This is a genomic window from Kordiimonas sp., assembly GCF_048260245.1.
Taxonomy (GTDB): Bacteria; Pseudomonadota; Alphaproteobacteria; order Sphingomonadales; family Kordiimonadaceae; genus Kordiimonas.
On the sequence record NZ_JBLXGZ010000022.1, the window covers coordinates 1 to 22153 of the forward strand.

A 22153-nucleotide genomic window follows, 5' to 3' on the forward strand; every position below is an offset into this window, starting at 1 on the left:
GCGCAGACACTTGGCGCTGCGAGCGACCGCTCGCAATGACCATATAATCAGCGATGCTGGATTTACCTGCCAGATTGATGGAAGTGATTTCTTCAGCCTTGTTGTCGTCAAGGTTGGAAACCGCTATTTTCAAGATGTCCTCGGCCACTAGGGCCTGGTGAGGTTCAGTGACGCCAAGCGTCTCCGATGATGCCTGCAACTAATTTTCCTTTCTATCAAAACCCGACAGCCATTTTTTACCGAGAAGCTGACGAGCCTGCGTGGCCGAGGCGGGGTGACGTGGCATTGTCACGAACGCCCAAGCCGGTGACCGGGAAGCCTTAAGTTCCTGAGGTGTTTTACGAAACTGAGCAAAACACTTGGCGAACCGGCTGTTTAACCCACGGACAGCATACCCCGGACGGTCAAAAACCGCAATGGGAAGCGACGTGGCAATGTCTTTCCAGCGGTGCCAGCTATGGAAGGCGGCAAGATTATCTGCCCCCATCACCCAGATAAACCGGGTTTTCGGCATGGCGCGCTGGAGCGCCGTTATTGTGTCTGCGCTGTAACGTGTGCCGAGACGTTTCTCGACATCGGTTACAATCATGCGTGGATGATGGCCTACCATCATACTCACGCTTTCGCATCGGCGGTTGAAAGCCGCCATGGTATCGTCGGCCTTTTGCGGGTTGCCGGGGCTGATCATGAACCAGATCGCGTCTACCTCCAGCCGCTTCAGGCACTCGCGGGCGACGCGCCGATGTCCTTTATGCGCCGGGTTGAAGCTGCCGCCGTAAAGCGCCACTGTACGCCCGCGCCAGCGCGCGGCTTCAGGCAAAAGCGTATATGAGGGCCGGGAGGTCAAATCTCAAGGTCTTGTCTGGCCGTCACCACGGACCTGATATTTGAAGCTGGTGAGTTGTTCCAGCCCCACCGGGCCGCGCGCATGAATGCGTCCGGTGGCGATGCCGATTTCGGCGCCCATACCAAACTCGCCACCGTCGGCGAACTGTGTTGAGGCATTGTGCATCACGATTGCACTGTCGACCTCGCTCAGGAACTGAGCGGCGGCGCGGGCATCTTCGGTGATAATGCTTTCGGTGTGGCCTGAGGAATGCTCCGCGATATGCGTGATGGCACCCTCGACACCGTCGACAAAGCGGGCTGAAATGATGGCATCCAGATATTCGGTGTTCCAGTCGTCGTCTGATGCGGGCTTCACCCGATCATCCAGCATCTGCATGTCAGCGTCACCGCGGACCTCACAGCCTGCGTCAAGAAGCGCGCCTATCACAAAAATCGCAATGGCTTCGGCGCCCCGGTCTACCAGCAGGGTTTCTGCCGCGCCACAAATGCCGGTGCGCCGCATTTTGGCGTTGACGGCAATGTCTTTGGCCTTGCTCGGGTCGGCAGCACCGTCGATATAAACGTGGCAGATGCCTTCAAGGTGCGCGAAGACCGGGACGCGGCTCTCGTTTTGTACACGCTCGACAAGGGATCGCCCACCCCGTGGCACGATAATATCAATCACGCCAGACATTGTAAGCATCTCTCCCACGGCCGCGCGGTCGCGTGTGGGTACAAGCTGGATGGCGTCTTCGGGCAGTCCGGCTTCCTTTAGTCCCGCCACAAGGCAGTCATGGATCGCACGGCTTGAATTCAGGCTTTCACTGCCACCGCGCAGGATGACGGCATTGCCAGCCTTGAGGCACAGGGCACCTGCATCCGCAGTCACATTGGGACGGCTTTCGTATATGACACCAATCACACCCAGTGGCACGCGCACACGGGCGATGTTCAGGCCGTTGGGGCGGTCCCACGCGCCGATCACGTCCCCGACCGGGTCCTTGAGTGCTGCTATATCCTCAAGGCCCTTGGCAATGGCCTTGATGCGGTCCTTGTTCAGCACAAGGCGGTCAATCATGGCGTCGGAAATGCCTTTATTCCTGGCAAATTCAATATCGTCAGCATTTGCTTTTATAATATCTTTTGCATTTGTTCTGAGCTTGGCGGCGGCCGTGCGCAGGGCCGTGTTTTTGGCGTCCGTACTGGCAAGGGCAAGCTCCCGCGCGGCGGCTTTGGCTTTCCTGCCCATCTCGGCCATCATTTCGGGAATGTTTTGTGTGTCGTCCATGATGGTCTCCTTAAAGTAAAACGAGGTCGTCGCGGTGGATGAGCGCGGAGCGGCCCACATGGCCAAGCACCTCATAAGCGTCCTGCATCGTACGGCCCTGCATTAAAAATGCGTGCGCGGCGCTATAGGATGCGAGGCCTTGTCCGACAATGTGGCCGTCGGGGCCAATAAATGCAACAAGGTCCCCCCGTTCGAAGGCACCGTCTACTTCTTTCACACCCGCAGGCAACAGGCTTGCCCCTTGTTTGAGCGCCTTCACAGCACCGGCGTCTACATGAAGGAAACCTTTGGGTGCCATCAGGGAGGCGATCCACTGCTTGCGCACGGTCAACGGGTCGGTGGTCGCCGGGAAAAGAGTTGAGCGTTCGCCGGCTTCAAGTCGGGTAATTGGCTGGTTCGCATGGCCGTTCATGATGATCATGGAACAACCTCCCGCGAGGGCGATCTTGGCCGCTTTTAGTTTGGTGATCATGCCGCCGGTGCCGGGGGTGATGGCGGCGGGAGGGCCTGCCATGGCTTCAACTTCCGGTGTGATGGCATCAACACGGTCGAGGAAGCGCGCGTGATCGTTTGTGCGCGGATCACTTTCGTAAAGTCCGTCAATGTCGCTAAGCAGGATGAGCGTATCAGCGTTTGCCATTTGGGCCACACGGGCGGCCAGGCGGTCATTATCACCGAAACGGATTTCTGCCGTGGCAACCGTGTCATTTTCGTTGATGACAGGAATAACACCACGTTCCACCAGTGCTTCCACGGTATTGCGGGCGTTAAGGTAACTGGGGCGGTTCTCAAGGTCATGAATGGTCAGCAAAATCTGGCCAATGACCATGCCTTCGGCACCAAAAAGGCTTTGATATGCCTGGGCAAGGCGAATTTGACCGACCGCAGCCGCAGCCTGCGCTTCTTCAAGACGGGCAGGACGGCGACTAAAACCAAGAGGCTCAAGGCCCATGGCAATCGCACCCGAGGATACGAGAAGAACCTGTATGCCGCGCGCTTTCAGCCGTGCGACATCTTTTGCCAGCGCTTCCAGCCACGCTGTGCGCAGTTGCCCGGTCTCGCTGTCCACAAGGAGGGCCGAGCCGATCTTGATCACAAGGCGGCGGGATTTCTCAACAGTTGCAGGGGCCGAAAGCGGGGTCATGACGGACAAGCCTTAGATGGGGGACCACTCGTCGCCGGTTGCCGGGCTGTCGTCGTCATTGCTTGTGTGGCCTTCGTCTTCAGTGGCACGCTTGACTTTGTCTTCCCTGACTACATCCCACAGGGCAGACAGCACTTCTTTGACACCTTCGCGGGTCACGCCGGAAAGGGTCATCACCGGCTGGCCGGAGGCGTTCTGCAGCGCGAGGCGCTTTTCCTCAAGCTCTTCCTCTTCCACGGCGTCGCATTTGTTAAGGCCGATGATTATCGGTTTATCAATCAGGTCGCCGCCGTATTGCTCAAGCTCAGCCATAATGGTCTCATAGGCGCCGACAACATCCTCTTGTGTGCCGTCGATGAGGTGCAATAGCACGCCGCAGCGCTCCACATGGCCAAGGAACCGCGTGCCAAGGCCAACACCTTCGCTTGCGCCTTCGATCAGGCCGGGGATGTCCGCAAGGACAAATTCGCTTTCGCCAACACCCACCACACCAAGCTGCGGTGCGATCGTTGTGAAGGGGTAATCGGCGATTTTTGGTTTGGCGCGGGAGACAACGCTGAGGAAAGTGGATTTACCAGCATTTGGCATGCCGAGAAGACCAGCGTCAGCGATCAGTTTCAGGCGGAAGACAACGTACATTTCTTCGGCTTCGCCGCCTGGTGTGGTGCGGCGCGGTGCCCGGTTGGTACTCGATTTGAAGTGCGTATTACCAAGCCCGCCATGACCACCCTTGGCCAGGATCACACGGTCGCCAACCTTGGCGAGGTCCGCGATCAGGAATTCCTTGTCTTCGTCAAAAATCTGTGTGCCGACAGGTACCTTGAGTACAAGGTCCTGACCATTAGCGCCGGTCATGTTTTTGCCCATGCCGTGCTGGCCCTTTTGCGCCTTGTGGTGGCGCTTGTAGCGGTAGTCCACAAGGGTATTCAGACCAGTGACAGCTTCCACGATGACATCGCCACCTTTGCCGCCGTCACCGCCGTTTGGCCCGCCGAATTCGACAAACTTTTCCCGTCGGAAGGAAACACAGCCGTTGCCGCCCTTACCGCTTTGGATGAAAATTCTGGTCTGGTCTACAAATTTCATGGGCCGCTTTTATCAGATCACAAGGATGTGGGAAAGGCACATGGCGCCTGGTACCCGCAATAATTTCTAGAGTTTGGTGCAATGTTTTTGCACCGGCTTGTTGTTCTTAGTTTGGCATTTTCACGGAAAAAGGCGGACCCGAGAGCCCGCCTTCTCCAAAATCAACGGCATGTATGCCGGGGATTAATTCTCGATGGAGACGAAGGCGCGACCGCCCCGGCCTTTGGAGAATTTTACGTGGCCTTCGGTCAATGCGAAGAGGGTGTGGTCTTTACCCATGCCTACGTTTTCACCCGGATATACTTTGGTGCCGCGCTGACGAACAATGATATTGCCCGCAAGAACCGCTTCACCACCGAATTTTTTTACACCCAAACGGCGACCAGCACTGTCACGACCGTTACGGGAACTACCACCAGCTTTTTTATGAGCCATCAGAGTACTCCTTTATCTAATCGGGCCGTGTCTTACTCAGCCGCTGCTTCTTCAGTCTTCTTCTTCGGCGCTGCTTTCTTGGCAGCTGCGCCAGCGATCTTCGTCACACGCAGAACCGTAATTTCCTGGCGATGGCCTTTTTTACGGCGATAGTTCTGACGGCGCTTCTTTTTGAAGACGATGATCTTCTTGTCTTTCTTTTGCTCCAGTACCTCGAAGGTCACTTTGGCGCCTTTTACAAGTGGCTCACCAACTTTGATGCCCTTGTCGTCGCCAACCATAAGGATTTCGTCGAGGCTAATGTTTTTGCCAACTTCGCCATCAAGCTTTTCAACCTTGATAACGTCGCCTTCGGCAACACGGTACTGCTTACCGCCTGTCTTTACGACTGCGAACATAAATGTTCCTTTCTAATGTACGCCGCAGACAACCGGGTGGACCAAACCCTTTGAAACGTCCCACACTTTGGGCGGTTTCCGCTGGCTTTTTTCAAAGCAAAAGCGGCGGAAAGGAATCGATGCCTTCCGCCAACTCGCGCGCAATATACGGATATGAGCGAATGAGTCAATAAATTAAGCGGCTGAGGGCTTGGCTGGCTACGCTGAAGCTGCGCCATGTTTCATTGGACAACCCCCACTTGGCGATACAGGTTATAGATAAGAGCCGAGGAGATAAACAATGGATACGGTAGTTGGGGCGGTGGTGCAGGCTGGCACCCCGCTGTTTGACAAGAAGAAGACCTTTGAGAAGCTTGCTGATCTGGTCGGGGATGCAGCGCGACGGGGCGCAAAGCTGGTGGTATTGCCGGAGGCTTTTGTTGGCGGCTATCCGAAGGGGCTTGATTTTGGTGTGCATCTTGGCTCCCGCAGCGCCGAGGGCCGGGATATGTTCAAGCGCTATGCCGAACAGGCGATCACTGTACCCGGGCCCGATGCAGACGCCATCGGCAAAATTGTTGCCGCGTCAGGTGTATTTCTTGTTGTTGGTGTGGTGGAGCGCGATGGCGGCACGCTATATTGTTCGTCACTCTATTATGCGCCAAGCGGTGCGCTGATAGGTAAACACCGGAAACTGATGCCGACAGCGCTGGAGCGGGTGGTCTGGGGTTTTGGAGACGGCTCCACCCTAGCGGCACCGAAAACGGATATCGGCACACTGGGTGGTGCCATCTGCTGGGAGAACTACATGCCGCAACTGAGGCTGGCGATGTACGGCAAGGGTGTTGAGTTTTACTGTGCGCCCACCGTGGATGACCGGGCGGTGTGGTTGCCCACCATGCAGACCATCGCGCTTGAGGGACGCTGTTTTGTGCTTTCCGCGTGCCAGTATCTTGTGAGGGCTGACGGCCCGGCAGACTATCATCCCGTTCAGGGCGATGCGCCCGACACGGTGCTGATCGCGGGCGGTAGTTGCATCATCTCCCCGATGGGCGAGGTGCTGGCCGCGCCTGTTTTTGGCCGGGAGATTATTCAACTCGCCGAGATGGACCGGGGCGAGATCATCCGGGGAAAATATGACCTTGATGTAGTGGGGCACTATGCGCGCCCCGATGTCTTCCACCTTTCGGTCAATGAAAAGCCATTAAAGGTGGTGGATTAAACCTTAACCAGAGCAAATGGTCAGCCCAGTGTGTCCCGGAACAGCCGCATCCAGTTCTGGCCCAGCAGTTTTTCCATATCGCCCGTGGAATAGCCCCGCCGCTCCAGAATAGGTAGCACGTTGCGGAAGCGGTCAGGTGTGTCCAGCTCAGGGATCCATGACGGCCACTGCACGTCATACACTGGCTTGAAGCTTTTGAGCCGGGGCTCATACCAGTTCTCGCGGGTGGCCCAACTGGCGATACCGCGCACCGGGAAGTCGGTGGCAAGGCCAACATGGTCAATGCCCATAACCTTCACCGCATGGTCGATGTGGTCGGCATAGGTTTCAATCGTGGTCTCAGTGCCTGGCTTTTTGCCAAGAAAATAGCCGAGCGCCGCGATGCCTGCCACACCGCCTTTATCGGCAAGTTTTTTCAGCGCGTCATCTTCTTTGGCGCGCGGATGGCCGGGGCGCAGGCTTTCACACATAGTGTGGGTGAAGGCGATGGGCTTTTGCGAGACAGCAATGGCGTCAAGGGTGGTCTGTTTGCCTGAGTGCGAGACGTCAACCAGAATGCCCAGCTTGTTCATGCGCTCAACGACGGCGACACCAAAGTCGGATAAGCCGACGTTGGTGCGTTCTGTACTGCCATCGCCGACAAGGTTCCGGCTATTGTAGGTCAATTGAAAACAACGCATGCCCATCTCGTAAAGGATATCGATATTATCGACATCTCCTTCGAGCATGGTGGCGTTCTGGAAATTCATCATCACCGCCAGACGGCCGGTTTTTTTGGCTTCCAGAAAATCGTCGGCCTTGAGCGCGAACATATAGCGCTCCGGGTGCTCATCCACGCGCTGGTGCCATGCCAGCAGTTCATCCAGAGCGACCTTGAGCGACTTCCGGTTCAGGCTGGTAATAATGCCCGTGTAGCCCGACTGTTCGACAGCGGCATATTCTTCATCATCCCACTTGCGCGCAAAACTCAGGGTGTCTACGACAATGGCATTGTCATAGAGCGCCTTGAAGTCGGTTCCTGCGGCTGCAAAGGCTGCCCGCGGCGTGAGTGCAGCAGCGCTGGCGGCTGCGGCACTGGCTAAAAAAGTGCGGCGATCAAACTGCATTATCGTCTACCCCCTAGTGTGTTTCCCTCGTCAGGTTCGGCGGCAGGCTGCTGTGTGTCAAGGGGTATGAAACAAGGGCGACTCATGCCGCCCTCTTTGTCTTGTCTCTTGTTAAGTTTATTCAGCCGCTTTGGCGAAGCCTGTGAGGCGTTCCTTGGCGGCGAAATATTCGTTCGCCAAGCGCTCAACCATCTTGGCGGCAGGCACAATTTCCTTCACAGCGCCAATACCCTGGCCACAGCCCCAGATATCTTTCCAGGCCTTGGATTTTTCACTGCCGCCGGAGCCAAAGCTCATCTTGGACGGATCGCTTTCCGGCAGGTTGCGGGGGTCAAGGCCCGCAGCCTCAATGGAAGGCGCAAGATAGTTGCCATGCACCCCGGTGAAGAGGTTCGAATAGATGATGTCATCGGCGCCATAGTCAACAATCGCCTGCTTGTAACGCTCATCCGCGTTGGCTTCTTCCGTCGCGATAAAGGCGGAGCCGATATAGCCGAAGTCTGCGCCCATGGCTTGGGCTGCAAGCACAGCACCGCCCGTGGCGATGGAGCCCGAGAGCGCGAGCGGGCCATCAAACCACTCACGAATTTCCTGAATGAGTGCGAAAGGCGACAGGGTGCCTGCGTGCCCACCAGCGCCAGCAGCTACGGCGATCAGGCCATCCGCGCCTTTTTCGATGGCCTTTTTGGCGAAGCGGTTGTTGATGACGTCATGCATAACGATACCACCATAGGAATGCGCCGCGTCGTTGACTTCCTTAACCGCGCCAAGCGAGGTGATGATCAGCGGCACTTTATATTTCACGCACATCTCAACGTCATGCATCAGGCGTTCGTTTGACTTGTGCACAATCTGGTTCACGGCGAAAGGGGCGGCCGGTTTGTCAGGGTTGGCCTGATTATAGGCGTCCAGCTCCTCGGTGATGCGCTTAAGCCATTCCTCAAGCACATGCGCCGGGCGCGCGTTGAGCGCGGGGAACGAGCCGACGATACCGGCTTTACATTGCGCAATCACCAGATCGGGGTTCGAAATGATAAAAAGCGGGGACCCGATCACCGGAATCCGCAAATTTGAAAACTGTTTCGGTAGCGCCATGTCTGTGCCGTCCCTTACCTTTGAAATAACCTTGTCTTGAGCGTGACGGTAGCGTGATTGCCGCGTACGTCAACTTGCCTCAGGGCGAAAATAGTTTCTTGGACTATATAGTCCAGTAAATAATGACAGTATCGGGCGGATATAGCTCCTTCTGGCCAAGGGCAGAATGCCATGCTAGGCAGAATGCTGACACGTAACCGGGGTTGGCAACAGGGTTGGGTATATGGTCAGCAACAGGCTAAGGGGTTGGCAGCGGAAGCTATTTGCGCCGGTTGACGGTGCATCGCTCGCCGCCTTTCGTATCCTGTTTGGTGCAGTTATCCTCTATGAAGCCTGGCGTTATGACGCCCATAACTGGATAGCGGATAAGTTTCTCTTTCCGGCCTTTCGCTTTAGCTATCATGGTTTTGGTTGGGTCGACCCATTGCCGCCACTCCTGATGTTTTGGGTAACCAAGCTGTTGGCAGTATGCGCCTTTCTGGTCATGGTCGGGCTTTTTTACCGTGTCGCCGCGACAGGTCTTTTGATACTGTTCAGCTATATCTTCCTGCTCGATAAAGCGCAGTATCTGAACCATTTTTATTTCACCATCCTGCTGGCTTTCATTCTTGTTGTTGTGCCCGCCCACCGCACTTGGTCGCTTGACCGTATGCTAGGGCGCGTGGTGGGGTCTGACGCCATGCCCGCATGGGCCTTGTGGCTCGCACGCGGGCAGATGGAAATCATGCTTTTGTGGGCCGGGCTCGTGAAACTGAATGGCGACTGGCTGCGCGGTCTGCCGCTGCATGACTGGCTGGCAAAAGACGCGGAAGATTTTTCCGGCATTATCGCAGACCTTCTGCGGTCCGCTGATTTTGGGGTCGCTGCGGCGTGGGCCGCTGCATTGTTGCACATCGTCGGCGCACCGCTTCTTTTGGTGCCGCGCGTGCGGGTGTTGGTATTTTTCATCTATGCTGGTTTCCATGTTTCCAACCATTTTTTATGGCAGATCGGTATTTTCCCATGGCTCACTATTGCGGGCACGCTTTTGTTCCTGGATGCGTCATGGCCGCGAAAGCTATTTGGCCTTGCAGGCCATCAAGCCGCGCGCCTGCCAGAACTTGGCGCGCCGTTTCATGTGCGGCCGGTGGTGACCGTATTCTTCTGTTTGTGGCTGACCTCGCAGGCACTGCTGCCGCTCAGGCCCTATATATATGACGGCACTGTGGCGTGGAACGAGCAGGGGCACCGCTTTTCATGGCGCATGAAGCTGAGGGACAAGGAGGGCGAGATCGCATTCATTTTGGTGGACCCGCGGTCGGAGAAGCGCTGGCACGTTGACCTTGACGACTTTCTCGACAACAGGCAGGTGCGCAAGATGGTGGCCAGACCTGATATGATCCTTGAGTTTGCCCATTATCTCCGGGACTATTGGCACCAACATCATGCTGTGCAGGATGTGCAGGTTTTTGTGCAGTCCTTTGTGTCAGTAAATGGTCGGCCGATGGAGCGTTTCATTGCGCCTGACCGTGACCTCGCGGGGGTGAAGCGCACCTTCCTGCGGCAGGATGACTGGATTGAACCTTATTCAGAGGACCGCACACAGAGGGTGATTCCATGAGCGAGGCGCCCGTTATGCTTTATGACGGTGTGTGCAATCTGTGCAATGACAGTGTGCGCTTTGTGCTCGCCCGTGACACGGACAACAAACTGCGTTTTGCGTCCATCCAGTCCACCGTTGCGGCGCGCCTTTTAGCTGGGTTTGGCGTTCAGTCCAAGCTTGATACCATATATCTGATTGCGGATGGCAAGCTTCATGACCGATCAAGTGCTGCGCTGCGCATATGCGGATACCTGGGCTTCCCCTGGCGGTTGATGACGGTTTTCCTTATTTTGCCAAAGCCACTGAGGGACGCAGTGTATAATTGTATCGGCCGCAATCGCTACCGCTGGTTTGGCCGTACTGACGCCTGCCAGATACCGACTGAGAGTGTGCGAAAATATTTCCTCGACCTTTCGGAAGATTAGCGCTTGAAAGGGGTAGGGGCTTGGAGTAGGGTGCGCGCCGCTGCCGCACCCATGGTGCGGCCATGCCCCTTATGCGGAGAGTTGCCAGAGCGGTCGAATGGGGCGGTCTCGAAAACCGTTGTGCGTGCAAGCGTACCGAGGGTTCGAATCCCTCACTCTCCGCCATTATTTTCAGCTAAGAAATTTTAGAAATGCCCAGAATCCGCAGATTTCTGCGGTTTATTTTCTAGCGTTTGCCAAGACACTTCAATAAACCTCACTCAGGCCAACACATTTGTGGGTCTGGAAAATGCCTGTTTTTGCGATCTTGCATGAAAATCTAGGGAGGTAGAAGGGCGGCCGTTCCATGGGTTGACTGGCACTTGGAAAGTGGAAGCATTAATCGCAGGGTGGTTAAGAAGCCCGATTGCATTTAACATGAGTGTTATATGAAGCATCATTTCGTACCGCAGTTTCTCCTGCGCTCGTGGGTTGGCGAAGCCGCCGACAGCAAGCTTGAGGTGTTTAGGTTGGACCTTCCTCGATATCCTTCGAAACGTACAGGTACTAAATTTACAGGATACGAAGACGATCTTTACGCTCTATCAAAGAACGAAATTGCGGGGATGCAAAAGCAGGACCTCGAAACGCGCTTTCATATGGCAATTGACGATAAAGCTGCAAAAATTCACCAGAAACTGATTGAACAAGGTTTCAAGTCGCTTTCGTCGGAAGATAGAATAGAGTGGGTGCGTTTCCTTACCTGCCTATTGGCGCGGCAACCAGACATTATACACGCCCTAAAGGCACAGGCTGCTGATGTGTTGATCGGCTCATTACAAAATGCACCCGAAGAATACGACGAGTTGGCACTCGAGAATGCCCCGGCTTGCTTGCTGGATTTCACCGAACAAAATTTTCCGGGCCTAATTGAGAACTTTGGGCTTTCCTTTTATCACGAAATCGCTGGTAGTGTGAAAGCGGGGCAGGCGATCTGTGACATGAAATGGTGGCTGTGGGATTTTTCAGGAGTAGGTTTTGATCTCGTGTTATCGGACCGGCCTTGTATTCTTACAAAGGGTATATCGGAGCCTGACACAATTCTGGCGCTTCCCATTTCTCCTCAAAAAGCCTTCATTGCGGCGAAGTCTGATAAAGTTGCTGGCCTATTGAGGAAACAGGACCCCAAAGGACTGGCTTCGCTGCTAAATGAGTCCTCTTTCTATCAGGCTAGAAAAAGGGTCTACGCGAGAAATGACCGGCCGCGGCGCTTTTTTCTAAATCGGTCACAAGGACGCACAGCTACGGGCAACGGCTAAGAATATGACTGAGGGGCCCAAAAGAGTGCGATTCCTAGAATGGAGTTCGAAAAGCCTTTAATATCAATATATTATAATGCGCGCATGCTCTGCCAGGCTGTGGGTCTAAATGTGGGGCTAAAAATCTAAATCATTGATAATATTTGGCGTGCTAAAAGCCTCACTCTCCGCCGTTTATTCCTTTTATTACTTGCCGCGTGCCGGCCGAACAGCTGCCGGCCGCTTTTTCGCCGTTTCTGCGCCGGATGTTGGTCGGTTTATGGCCGTTATCTCGCCTTACTTTCCGTGTTTTCCGGCGTCTTTCGTCCGTCTTTATGCTTTCTTAGCATTCGCCCATATCTGTTCCCATCGAATTCTGACTCTGTCGCCGATAGCTTTAACTCAGCTCACGTGCTCATGGCATATACCACCGAAGACGATGAGCGCGTGAATGACAGAAGGAGAAAAGCGATGCTTTATAAATCTACAACTGCTCTTGTAACTGCCGGTTTCATGTTTGCTGCATCTGGTGCGGCGTTGGCTGGTGACAAAGAATATTCGATGATCGAGCAACTGCCTGAGAAGGGCAAGGTGATGATCACAGCCACTGTAGACGACGTAGACAGTAACACCGAGTTCACGATCCGTGATGGTCACGGTAAAACTATCGATGTTGAGGCAATGACTGCCCTCACCATCAAGGAAGGTGACCGGGTTACTATCGTCGGCATGATGGACGATGAGCTCGCAGGTTTCGGTCAGGAAATCGACGCGACCAGTGTGACTGTAATTGATGCCGCCGATGAAATGGCCCATGCTGCTGATGACAGGCATACCAGCCTTGAGGCATCGCTGGAAAGTACCGTTAACTTCAGTTCATCCGAGACTGAGTTCGATACGGTCGATGCTCTTCCGGATGAAGGTATGGTAACCATCTCTGGCACGGTTGACGAAGTCGACATCGAAGATAACAGCTTCAAGCTGCGTGGTCGTAGTGGTGAGACCATTGATGTACACCCTTCGCAGCCACTGACGGTAAAGCAGGGTCAGAAGGTTACGGTTACCGGCGTGATGGACGATGAAGTTGCTGGTATCGGCGAACAGATCGTCTCTGCTAAAATCACGGTTCTGACCCAAGGGTAGGCTTGGAGCATAACCATCTCATAGGTGCCGGGCAGCGTTGCTGTCCGGCATCTTTTGGCGCCCCGGTACAGGGAATTCGGGCGCATTATGCTATCCACTTTCGGCCGGATGTGGATGATGGGAAACACACCAACGCAAGGGGGCGAGTGTGGCGGAAGAATCTTCAACCGGGGGGGTGATCGGTAAATATTCACCCATTTGGGCACCCATTTTTGTGGTGTTTATCGTGGCCGCGTTTTTCCTCAAGGTTAACCTTGAGCCCAAGATCACACCGGATTTCTTTTTTTCGTCCGATAGCGAGATTTTCCAGAAAAACCAGACCATCAGGGATGTCTTCCCGGCGCAGCAGCAGATTTTGCTGAATGTCACCACGGCGGGCAGCATTGCCGACCCCAATTTCATTGAAAAAATAGGTAGCATTACCAACAGGGTCAAGGCGATTGAGGGCGTTACAGATGTGCAGAGCATTACAAGCGGCCCTGATGACCTTGAGGCCGCCCGCGAAAATCCGCTTTGGCGTCGCTTGCTGATTGGTGAGGAAGAGAAGTCCAGCTTTGTAATTGCTTTTGTCGATACAGAAGAGTTTGCTCCTCTGGTCCGCCAGGTGGAAAAAATCGCGGACGAAGAAAAGAACCGGTGGTTCGATATCCGCATCTCCGGTTTGCCTTACATTGTGGAGCAGATTCGCCGCAATCTCACCCGGGATATGAAAAACTTCACCTCAGGCGCCATTTTGTTGAGCGCCCTTGTCCTCTTTGCAATTTTTCGGTCCATCAGGGTTGTGGTAGGGGCACTAGTTGCGTGTGCCTCTGCTGCAATGCTGACGCTGACAATACAAAGCCTAATGGGAATTTCCATCGGCATCCTGACCGCGAACCTCGGTATTATTGTCTTTGTGTTAACCTTGTCGCATGTGATTTTTCTCACATCAAACTGGCAAAACGAGGAGGGGGAAAACACGGCCCAAAGGCGGTGGGGTACAATTGCACACACCTTGCCCGCATCTGGCTGGGCGGCACTGACAACACTGCTCGGCTTTTTCAGCCTCGTGTTCGTGGAGGCCAAGCCTCTTAACCAACTGGGTGTCGGCGGCACCATCGGAGCGCTTTCGGCTCTCATGTGCGCATATCTCATCTTCCCGGCGTTCCTGCATGAGGGCGTTAAAGATAAAGATACATCGCCAAAGGTGATAAAAAAAGCGAGGTCGTTCAAACGTGCCCCTGTTGTAATTTCCCTAGTGACATTTGCTGCGGCGATCGGCCTTGGCGTGCCCGGATTTACGGCCCTGGATACAGACCCAAGTCTGCTGTCCTACTTCAAGGAAGATTCGGAGCTGCATGAAGGTATATTTTATGTCGACGAAAATGGTGGCAGTAACCCGCTCCTTGTTGTCGTGCGCAGTGAAAACCTGGAAAAGCTTGACGAAAGTGAAGCCTATGACCGCATGTGGCGTTTGCAGACAGCCTTCTCGGAGCATCCTTCTGTTGGTTCGGTGATTTCCCTGCCGGTGATCATGGCTGAGGGTGATGAGCATTGGCTGGGGAGCCTGCTGCCATGGAATGTGCTGCTGGACATACTGTCAAAACCTGAATACGGCGCGGTTGCCAAAAGCTTTGTCACAGAAGACAGGACGCAGGCGCTGTTTATGTTGCGGATGAAAGAAAACGGCAGGAACAGAGATCGACTGCCCATCGTGGCGGATATTGAAGAAATTCCTCTCAAATACGGTTTCGAAGTAACTGCAACGGGCGGCACCTACTATCTGCAGGGTGAATTGGCAGAGTCTGTTGCACGCAGCATGACAGTGGGTGTTGTTACGCTCATTATTATGTTTGGGATTATCGGGTTCGTTGTGTCCGGATCGTTCATGGTCTGTTTAGGCGTGGTTATATGTGCGCTTTGCGTGTCCGCTATTGTACTGGGCACACTGGGCGTATTCGGCATCCCGGTGGATATCATATCTTCGCCGGCGATCAACATATGTCTCGGGCTTATAGTGGATGACATGATTCACCTGACTGTTACCGCAAAACGGCACCTCAAGGAAATGGGAGGCAGTATGCGACAGGCTGGAGTGTGGCAAAAAGCCTTGTCCACACAGGCTCGCCCCGCGATGGTTTCAACGCTGGCGATTATGATCGGGTTTTCAGTCTTTGCCTTGTCAGATTTCCCGCCGTCGCAGCGGTTCGGACTTGAAATCGCCTATGGTGCAGTGCTCGCGGTTGTGATGGCGCTGGTGGTGTTTCCCTACATTGTGCAGTTTGGCTATAAGCGCAAAAAGGAGGGTTAGGCAGAGGTGTCGTCTGCCTTTCCTTCTTCGTCGGTATTATTTGGGGAGCCATTCTGCTTTTCCCTGGGGGCGCTTTGAGCTTCCTTAGAAGCTTCCCTGTAGGCGTCGTTGAAGTTTACCGTGCCGTCTTCATCCTTACTAAAGGCTTTTCCAAAGGCGTTTTTGAAGATGCTGAAGAAAGCTGCCCACATATCTTGATCGGGGTCTCCGAGATCACCCTCAATAGGCACGCGTGCTGCAAATTGATCCTGCGGTTGATTTTCGAACAGTTCAATAAAAAGCGACGCCACTGCCTCCCACAAAATATTGAACGGGTTCTGATCCTGATCAAGGTCGATGAGGGCAATATCAGTCGCGACCGGTTTTACGTAACCAACAACATGACCATCGGCTGCCGCTAATTCTGCAAATATACCGACTGTGCCCTTACTGAAATCCAGAAGGGCATATTCGCGCGCATAATCATTAAACGCTGTGAGGTCCGCGCCGCGCAGCTCAAGACCAAAATCAAAATCGGGGGTGTCTTTGAGGAAGTTCATATTGCCGCCCATGCGCAAATCACCACCTCCTACTGAGGTGCCATAGGCGTCCACTCGCGAGGGAAGTCTGTTTTCTCCATCCCTGACGTTGCGCAGGTTGGTAATGGAAAGCACGATATCTTCGATATAGAGGTTAATGGTTGGCTCGGCGGTATAATCAATGTAGGCGATGCGGCCACCATGGACCGTCAGCCTGTTAACATCCAGCGGTGATATAACATCTACAAAGGCTGGCCAGCCTGCGCCCTGACCGGTTTGGTTTTTGGCAAAGTTCAACTTAATGTCATATATATCGACCTCGGCCACCACTCGCCCCCTGATCAGAGAGCCCCAGTCGAGCGCCAGATCAATGCTTGAGGTGGAAAGGAAAGGTTTATCGATGCCCCCCGTTGTTTTCGAGATATCCATGCCGTGAATCTGATATGCCCCACGCCAAAGTGATACTCCCACGCTTTCTACCGAGCCGCTGTAGTTTTCCAGCTGGGAGATTTCCGCGTTGATATAATCTCGCAGCCAAAAGGGAAGATAGATGCGAGAGGCTATCGAAGCGAAGGCAAAACCAATGATCACACCTGCGAGAATTTTGTGTCGCAAGACAAACTGCAAGGGGTTGGCAGACACAGTGAGGCCCTCATTCTTGTTCATTGAATTAAAGCTTTACCAAACGCGAAACCTCCTTGTTTCTCCATTCGAAATGATAGTCCGGGACATAAAGGTCGCATCAAAAGCCTATCTCGCGCGCGTCGTTTATTGCCTTTTTATGCCTCAGCCCAGCGACGGTATCGGATACTGATCCGTTCATGTGTATCAAAGGATTTCAACTTGTCCGGTACCACGCCATGCCGGGCGTTCAGCTTACTGTTCCGCAGGCTTCCAGCCGCATTAATACAAAGGGCGGAATGATAGAGAGGAGAAGTTCTGATGATGACAAGAGACCAAGCCCAAGAAATATGGGACTATATCAAAGGTACAAAGGTTGCCATGATCACCAGCCACGATGAAGGCATGCTCCGCGCGCGCCCCATGCGGCACGAGCAGGATGAATTTGATGGCGTGTTATGGTTTTTTACTGCCAAATCATCCGACAAGGTGAGCGAGTTTGCCAGCGATGATCGCGTATGTGTGACCTACGCCGACCCATCAAGTTCAACCTATGTTTCCCTTTCCGGTTTTGTCCAATTCTCAGATGACAAGGCGCTTATCGACAAGTTCTGGAATACAGAAGCCTCTGCATGGTTTCCTGAGGGGAAAGAGGACCCGAATGTCATGTTGATGGGCGTGCAAGTGACACAAGCTGAGGTCTGGGACTCTGCAAGCAACGTGATGGTCAAGCTTTATGAGCTTGCAAAGGCGAAATTGACCGGCGAGACACCGGACATGCACGATAACCGTAAATACGGATAACCCAAACGATTGGAGGTAAGAATGACAAATGCTGACAAACTTAAAGGCAAAAAGATTGCGTTTCTGGCTACTGATGGTTTTGAACAGGTTGAGCTGACGCGCCCGTGGGAAGACCTGCAGGAAGCCGGTGCTGAGGTTGAACTGGTTTCAATAAAGGACGGTAAAATTCAGGGCATGCATCATGACAAGTTTGGCGACGAGTTCAGCGTTGATAAACTGGTGAAGGATGCAAAAGCCGGTGACTATAACGGCCTTGTATTGCCGGGCGGTGTGCACAACCCTGACAGCCTGCGCGTGGATGAGCAGGCTGTAGCCTTCGTCAAAGAGTTTTTTAAACAGTCCAAACCTGTGGCTGCAGTGTGCCATGGCCCATGGGTGTTGGTTGAGGCAGACGTCGTGCGTGGCCGCAAGCTAACATCCTGGCCTAGCCTGCGCACGGACATCAAAAACGCTGGCGGCCAATGGGTCGATGAGGAAGTTGTGGTTGATAGTGGCCTGGTCACCAGCCGTAAGCCCGATGACCTCGATGCTTTTTGCGCCAAGGCGGTTGAAGAGTTCTGCGAAGGCAAACATGACGGGCAGACGGCGTAAGCAATTGCGGCAAAACCGAAACGACAAAAGGCCCCGTCACGGGGCCTTTTTTATTGGCAGGCTCAGGCAGCTTTGTCGTTTTCTTCACCTGCAGGGGTGTCGTCTGCCGCAGGGTTTTCATCTTCATCTTCATCTTCATCTTCATCTTCGGACTTGGGCGCTCTTGCCTTGTCGCCAAAATCGATTTTGGCATCCTTGATGTGCAGGTCGCGCTGTGGGAAGGGGATCTCGATACCTGCATCTTTCAGGTTATTCCAGACAGCAAACATGACGTCGCTTTGCGCGCGCCATCGCCCGGAATGCACGTCGTCAATCCAGAAGGTCAGCAGGAAATTCACCGAACTGTCACCGAACGAGCGCAGGAAACATTGTGGCTGCAGATCGTCGTCTTTTGACGCGCCGTCATACTCTGTGGCTGCGGCCAGAATACAGTCATGCGCTTCCGCCAAATCGGCACCATAGGAGACACCCACAGGTACATCGACCCGGCCTGTATTCGCCGTGTGGGTGAGGTTGGCAACCCGGGAAGTGATGAAATCCTCGTTAGGCACCATGACCTCCTTACCGTCGAAGGTCTCTATGACGCTGGCCCGCGCGCCCAGCTTGCGCATGTAACCGAAGGTGCCATTGTCCATTTCGACAAGGTTGCCCAGTGTTACAGATTTTTCGCTCAGCAGTATGATGCCGCTGATGAAATTGGAGGCGATTTTCTGCAGGCCAAAACCAAGGCCGACACCAAGCGCACCACTGAACACGGTCAATGCCGTGAGGTCGATACCGATCAGGTCCAGCGATACGATAAACAGGATGATGTAGAGTGCGATATCGAACAGCTTTACCAGCAGTTCCTGCGTCGAGACGGTCAGGCCGTCTTTTCGGCGGATATATTCCCCGCCGGACTGACTTAGGAACTTACCCATCCAGAACAGAACGCTGAAGAAGACAATACCTTTGACGATTGTGTAGGCGGATATCTCCACCTTGCCCACGTCAAAGCTGGCTGCCTCCAGAGCCTCAATCACCTGCCCGAGTTCGTTGAAGGCATGCAGGAAAGCGGCGGGCACGAGAATCCACATGCCAATGGTGCGGATTAGCGGGCTGTTCACCAGCGAACGAATGGCCGTCCACATCAACCAGATGGTGGCGAGACGGGTTGCCGTCTCCAGTATATCTGCGGTCTCCATGAACCGTAGTGCGAGACGGGCGGCCGCAATCAGCAGGATCACGCTGATTGCCGGTGCGATAAGGGCGGCAAGCCTTGGCGCGATCTTGCGGATGGTGCGGATATTGGAACGATCACCCTCGATAGGTTCCGCGATCTTTTTCTGCGCCAGCCTGCCAATCAGCAGGGCCAGTGCAAGGATGCCGACAATGATCGCGAACTGGGTATAGGTGTGGGGTTGCTGTATGTATGCCAAAAGCCATGCCTGAGCGTCGCTTGTGTGGTTGCTCATTTCGGCTATGTAGGAATTGATACTGCTGCTGTCTGCTTGTGCCATGGGTGTCTCCTCTGGCGCGAAAGTATAGAGTTCAAGTCATCAGAGCGGGAGACGGGGCTTCTGGGCAGGGCATCAAGAACCCATAAAATTCAGCAGTTCGTTGCCGTATCCCGGCATGGGGTATGCCACGCCGGGAGAAGAGAAAGACGTTAAGTCTAGGCGGACTGAAACGCTGCGACAGCCTTGCGGCGTTTCAGGCCCACGATCTGTGCACCGGCAAAGCCAAGGACCACAACGGCCTGTACTGTGATAAAAGCAGACCCCAGCAAGGTGGGCGCGGGGTCTATGCTGGCGAGTAGTAAAAAACTGTCTGCCCCCCACACAAGGTTAAGCACAGCAATGGGCCAAACGGCGGCTGGTTTGATGTCCCTGCGGGTGGCAACAAATGCCAGCACTGCGGCCCAGGGAATGAAAAACAGGCCGCAGTATAACAGCAGGTCGGAGGGCAGCCCCAGAAGGCTGGCCAACGTGTTTGCTGCAAATACCAGCAATAAACCGGTTGCGGCGCTTGTAGCGGCGTCGACAAGCAACGCCCATTTCAGAAGGGAAAAGTTTTGTGCTATCTGGCTCATGTCAAGCTCCTTTGGTTTGAATTTGAGCCATCTTCCCCTGCGCAAAACCGTGTGTCGATTAACCCGGAGGTAATTGAACGCAAAATAAATACCCGTTACCACTGGAACTACGGGAGAAAACCGGGTCACAGACGCGAGGACGGCCATGAGCACGACAGAGAACAAACAACAGCGATTTGGCGGGCAACTCAAGGTATGGCGCAACCGTCGTCGCCTGAGCCAGCTTGAATTCTCCCTCGACGCAGAAATATCGCAAAAACACCTGAGCTTTATCGAGACCGGGCGCTCAACCCCCAGCAGGGATATGGTTATCCGCCTGACCGAATGCCTTGATATACCGCTCAGGGAGCGGAACACTTTGTTGCTTGCCGCCGGATACGCACCGCTTTATCTGGCACGGGAACTGGACGATCCATCGCTTAAGGCTGCGCGGGAAGCAATCGACCTTCTGCTGACCAGCCATGAGCCTTATCCGGCAATTGCGGTGGACCGTCACTGGAACATGGTGGCCTCCAATGCCGCAATCACCCCCTTCCTGTCGGTGGTGCGAGAGGCTTCGCTTTTACAGCCGCCTGTCAATGTGCTGAGACTTTCGCTGCACCCCGGCGGGCTGGCACCCTTTATCAGCAACCTCGGCAGTTGGAAGCGCCATCTGCTTGACCGCCTTGGGCACCAGATAGAAGTCACCGCAGACCCGGCTCTGTCGGAGTTGTGTGCTGAGCTGGAGACATATCCGGCGGGAGATGGTGCCAGTGATGATGCCAGTGGTGATACCAGTGGTGAGGCGCTGGAATACAGTGATGTATTTGTGCCGTTTGAGCTTGATATGCCCTCCGGCAAGCTGGCTTTTTTCTCAACAATTACTGTCTTTGGTACGCCTGTAGATGTCACCTTGTCGGAGATCGCCATCGAATCTTTTTTCCCCGCAGACGCAGCAACCCGCAGTGCTTTAGCGGGAGCCCAAGCTTGATCCGATTTTATTGTTGAATAATTGTTCAATTTCACGCGGGCTGACAAAAAAGCGTCATGGCTTTACCGCACAGTGACATCTGCTAATGGTAATAAGGCTCGCCTTTTTGTGCGGGTATTGCAGGGAGAGCGCTGTGCGTGTGATTGTGTCGATTATTTTATGTATTGTGTTGGCTCATCAGGCTTGGTCGGATGACCGCAAGACCGAGACGGTTATCCTCATCACCATTGACGGCATGCGCTGGCAGGAAGTCTTTCGTGGTGTTGATAATGCCTTTTTTGACCAGCAGGAGTTCATCGCCTATAAAAAGCATCATGGCGACTTCAAACAACAGTATTGGCGTGACAGTTTAAACGAGCGCCGCGCGGCTCTGATGCCCTTTTTCTGGGGTACCATCGCGCAGGACGGCCAGCTTTATGGCAACCGGGACAAGGGCAGCAAGGGTGAGCTTGGCAACCGCTATCATTTCTCCTACCCCGGTTATAGCGAGATTTTGACAGGTATTGCCGACGATGATCGCATCACCAGCAATGACAAGATTTTAAACCCGAACCGGACCATCCTTGAATGGTTGAACCACATGCCTGAAAACAACGGCAAGGTGGAAGCCTTTGGCTCTTGGGATGTGTTTCCCTACATCGTGAATGAAAAGCGGGCAGGTGTGCCGGTTAATGCGGGTTTTGAGGCCTATAGTGGCAGCGGTGCGGAAGTCGCCTTCCTGAACAAGTTGCAGACTGAGGTGCCCAGCCCGTGGGATACAGTGCGGCTGGACGCTTTCACCATGGGCTTTGCCCGCGCGGCACTTGCCCGTGAGAAAATGAAGTTCCTTTATATCGCGCTGGGCGAAACCGATGATTTTGCCCACGAAGGGCTATATGACCAATATATCCGCGCGGCACACCGTAGCGACACCGCAATCGCTGAACTGTGGGCATGGGTGCAATCCGACCCGCGCTATGCCGGTAAAACCACCCTCCTGATCACCACAGACCATGGCCGGGGCAGTGATAGCCTTGCTGCGTGGAAACACCACGGGCGTTTCCCCTATACCAAAGAAGACGGCACACAGGCGGTGAGCGACTTCAAGGGTGATGACCAGATTTGGATGGCGGCGCTGGGGCCAGATACGCCCGCGCTGGGTGAACTATCCGGCGGGGAGACCGTGAAGCTCAATCAGGTTGCAGCCACGGCTGCAAAACTGCTTGGCTACCGCTTTGAAGACAGCCATGAAAAGCTTGAGGCAGGCGAGCCCATCAGTGCGATGATTGGCAAATGAAAAA

22 protein-coding genes and 1 tRNA gene are annotated in these 22153 nt (G+C 54.2%); 11 read left to right on the top strand and 12 right to left on the bottom strand.

Features of this window, described 5'->3' with window-relative positions:
• The 7 genes from ACN0VM_RS11725 to rplU all read right to left on the bottom strand — a co-directional run.
• A partial coding sequence (locus tag ACN0VM_RS11725; protein ID WP_417451126.1) for an RsfS/YbeB/iojap family protein occupies nt 1-148 on the bottom strand: 148 nt, incomplete at its 3' end.
• A 51-nt stretch (nt 149-199) separates the two neighbouring features.
• Nucleotides 200-847, bottom strand: coding sequence for a nicotinate (nicotinamide) nucleotide adenylyltransferase (gene nadD, locus ACN0VM_RS11730; RefSeq protein ID WP_417451073.1), 648 nt, complete (start codon nt 845-847; stop codon nt 200-202).
• 3 nt (nt 848-850) lie between these two features.
• A complete protein-coding gene (locus ACN0VM_RS11735; RefSeq protein WP_417451074.1) occupies nt 851-2116 on the bottom strand; it encodes a glutamate-5-semialdehyde dehydrogenase in 1266 nt (421 codons plus the stop codon).
• 10 nt (nt 2117-2126) lie between these two features.
• Complete coding sequence (gene proB, locus ACN0VM_RS11740) at nt 2127-3260, bottom strand: glutamate 5-kinase (protein WP_417451075.1); 1134 nt, start codon at nt 3258-3260, stop codon at nt 2127-2129.
• Nucleotides 3261-3272: 12 nt separating this feature from the next.
• On the bottom strand, nt 3273-4346 hold the full coding sequence (gene obgE / locus ACN0VM_RS11745; protein WP_417451076.1) for a GTPase ObgE: 1074 nt from the start codon (nt 4344-4346) through the stop codon (nt 3273-3275).
• Between the two features lie 183 nt (nt 4347-4529).
• Nucleotides 4530-4781 carry a 50S ribosomal protein L27 gene (gene rpmA, locus ACN0VM_RS11750; RefSeq protein WP_417451077.1) on the bottom strand — a complete coding sequence of 84 codons (252 nt, stop codon included), beginning with the start codon at nt 4779-4781 and terminating at the stop codon, nt 4530-4532.
• Between the two features lie 32 nt (nt 4782-4813).
• On the bottom strand, nt 4814-5179 hold the full coding sequence (gene rplU / locus ACN0VM_RS11755; protein WP_417451078.1) for a 50S ribosomal protein L21: 366 nt from the start codon (nt 5177-5179) through the stop codon (nt 4814-4816).
• A gap of 280 nt (nt 5180-5459) precedes the next feature.
• On the opposite strand from rplU, the gene ACN0VM_RS11760 reads away from it, so the two are divergent.
• Nucleotides 5460-6380, top strand: a complete 921-nt coding sequence (locus ACN0VM_RS11760) for a carbon-nitrogen hydrolase family protein (protein WP_417451079.1) — start codon at nt 5460-5462, stop codon at nt 6378-6380.
• Between the two features lie 20 nt (nt 6381-6400).
• Here ACN0VM_RS11760 and ACN0VM_RS11765 read toward each other — a convergent pair whose 3' ends face one another.
• Nucleotides 6401-7486 (bottom strand): dipeptidase, encoded by a 1086-nt coding sequence (locus tag ACN0VM_RS11765; protein ID WP_417451080.1) that lies wholly within the window; start codon nt 7484-7486, stop codon nt 6401-6403.
• Between the two features lie 117 nt (nt 7487-7603).
• On the bottom strand, nt 7604-8581 hold the full coding sequence (locus ACN0VM_RS11770) for an NAD(P)H-dependent flavin oxidoreductase (RefSeq protein WP_417451081.1): 978 nt from the start codon (nt 8579-8581) through the stop codon (nt 7604-7606).
• Between the two features lie 223 nt (nt 8582-8804).
• Here ACN0VM_RS11770 and ACN0VM_RS11775 point away from each other — a divergent pair, with 223 nt between their 5' ends.
• The 6 genes from ACN0VM_RS11775 (at nt 8805) to ACN0VM_RS11800 (ending at nt 15298) form a co-directional block, all read left to right on the top strand.
• Entirely contained in the window at nt 8805-10181 is a 1377-nt protein-coding gene (locus tag ACN0VM_RS11775) for an HTTM domain-containing protein (RefSeq protein WP_417451082.1), read from the top strand.
• Nucleotides 10178-10588: a thiol-disulfide oxidoreductase DCC family protein gene (locus tag ACN0VM_RS11780; protein WP_417451083.1), complete on the top strand. Its 411-nt coding sequence runs from the start codon at nt 10178-10180 to the stop codon at nt 10586-10588. Before ACN0VM_RS11775 ends, ACN0VM_RS11780 begins: the two co-directional genes overlap by 4 nt.
• 75 nt (nt 10589-10663) lie before the next feature.
• Nucleotides 10664-10753 (top strand) — tRNA-Ser (locus ACN0VM_RS11785).
• 263 nt (nt 10754-11016) lie between these two features.
• The gene (locus tag ACN0VM_RS11790; RefSeq protein ID WP_417451084.1) at nt 11017-11886 is read left to right on the top strand and encodes a DUF4238 domain-containing protein; all 870 of its coding nucleotides are present in this window, start codon (nt 11017-11019) and stop codon (nt 11884-11886) included.
• A gap of 450 nt (nt 11887-12336) precedes the next feature.
• The gene (locus tag ACN0VM_RS11795; RefSeq protein WP_417451085.1) at nt 12337-13008 is read left to right on the top strand and encodes a hypothetical protein; all 672 of its coding nucleotides are present in this window, start codon (nt 12337-12339) and stop codon (nt 13006-13008) included.
• A gap of 148 nt (nt 13009-13156) precedes the next feature.
• Nucleotides 13157-15298: an efflux RND transporter permease subunit gene (locus tag ACN0VM_RS11800; RefSeq protein ID WP_417451086.1), complete on the top strand. Its 2142-nt coding sequence runs from the start codon at nt 13157-13159 to the stop codon at nt 15296-15298.
• Here the strand turns inward: ACN0VM_RS11800 and ACN0VM_RS11805 are convergent.
• Nucleotides 15295-16482, bottom strand: coding sequence for a DUF748 domain-containing protein (locus ACN0VM_RS11805; RefSeq protein ID WP_417451087.1), 1188 nt, complete (start codon nt 16480-16482; stop codon nt 15295-15297). The two genes, ACN0VM_RS11800 and ACN0VM_RS11805, sit on opposite strands and share 4 nt — an antisense overlap.
• Nucleotides 16483-16758: 276 nt before the next feature.
• On the opposite strand from ACN0VM_RS11805, the gene ACN0VM_RS11810 reads away from it, so the two are divergent.
• Nucleotides 16759-17241: a pyridoxamine 5'-phosphate oxidase family protein gene (locus tag ACN0VM_RS11810; protein ID WP_417451088.1), complete on the top strand. Its 483-nt coding sequence runs from the start codon at nt 16759-16761 to the stop codon at nt 17239-17241.
• 21 nt (nt 17242-17262) lie between these two features.
• A complete protein-coding gene (locus tag ACN0VM_RS11815; RefSeq protein ID WP_417451089.1) occupies nt 17263-17832 on the top strand; it encodes a type 1 glutamine amidotransferase domain-containing protein in 570 nt (189 codons plus the stop codon).
• A 62-nt stretch (nt 17833-17894) separates the two neighbouring features.
• On the opposite strand, the gene ACN0VM_RS11820 is transcribed toward ACN0VM_RS11815, so the two are convergent.
• Nucleotides 17895-19331, bottom strand: coding sequence for a mechanosensitive ion channel family protein (locus tag ACN0VM_RS11820; protein ID WP_417451090.1), 1437 nt, complete (start codon nt 19329-19331; stop codon nt 17895-17897).
• Between the two features lie 155 nt (nt 19332-19486).
• Nucleotides 19487-19903 carry a hypothetical protein gene (locus ACN0VM_RS11825; protein ID WP_417451091.1) on the bottom strand — a complete coding sequence of 139 codons (417 nt, stop codon included), beginning with the start codon at nt 19901-19903 and terminating at the stop codon, nt 19487-19489.
• Between the two features lie 145 nt (nt 19904-20048).
• On the opposite strand from ACN0VM_RS11825, the gene ACN0VM_RS11830 reads away from it, so the two are divergent.
• Nucleotides 20049-20873, top strand: coding sequence for a helix-turn-helix domain-containing protein (locus ACN0VM_RS11830; protein WP_417451092.1), 825 nt, complete (start codon nt 20049-20051; stop codon nt 20871-20873).
• A gap of 133 nt (nt 20874-21006) precedes the next feature.
• Entirely contained in the window at nt 21007-22149 is a 1143-nt protein-coding gene (locus tag ACN0VM_RS11835) for a phosphoglyceromutase (RefSeq protein WP_417451093.1), read from the top strand.
• The last annotated feature ends 4 nt before the right edge of the window (nt 22150-22153 follow it).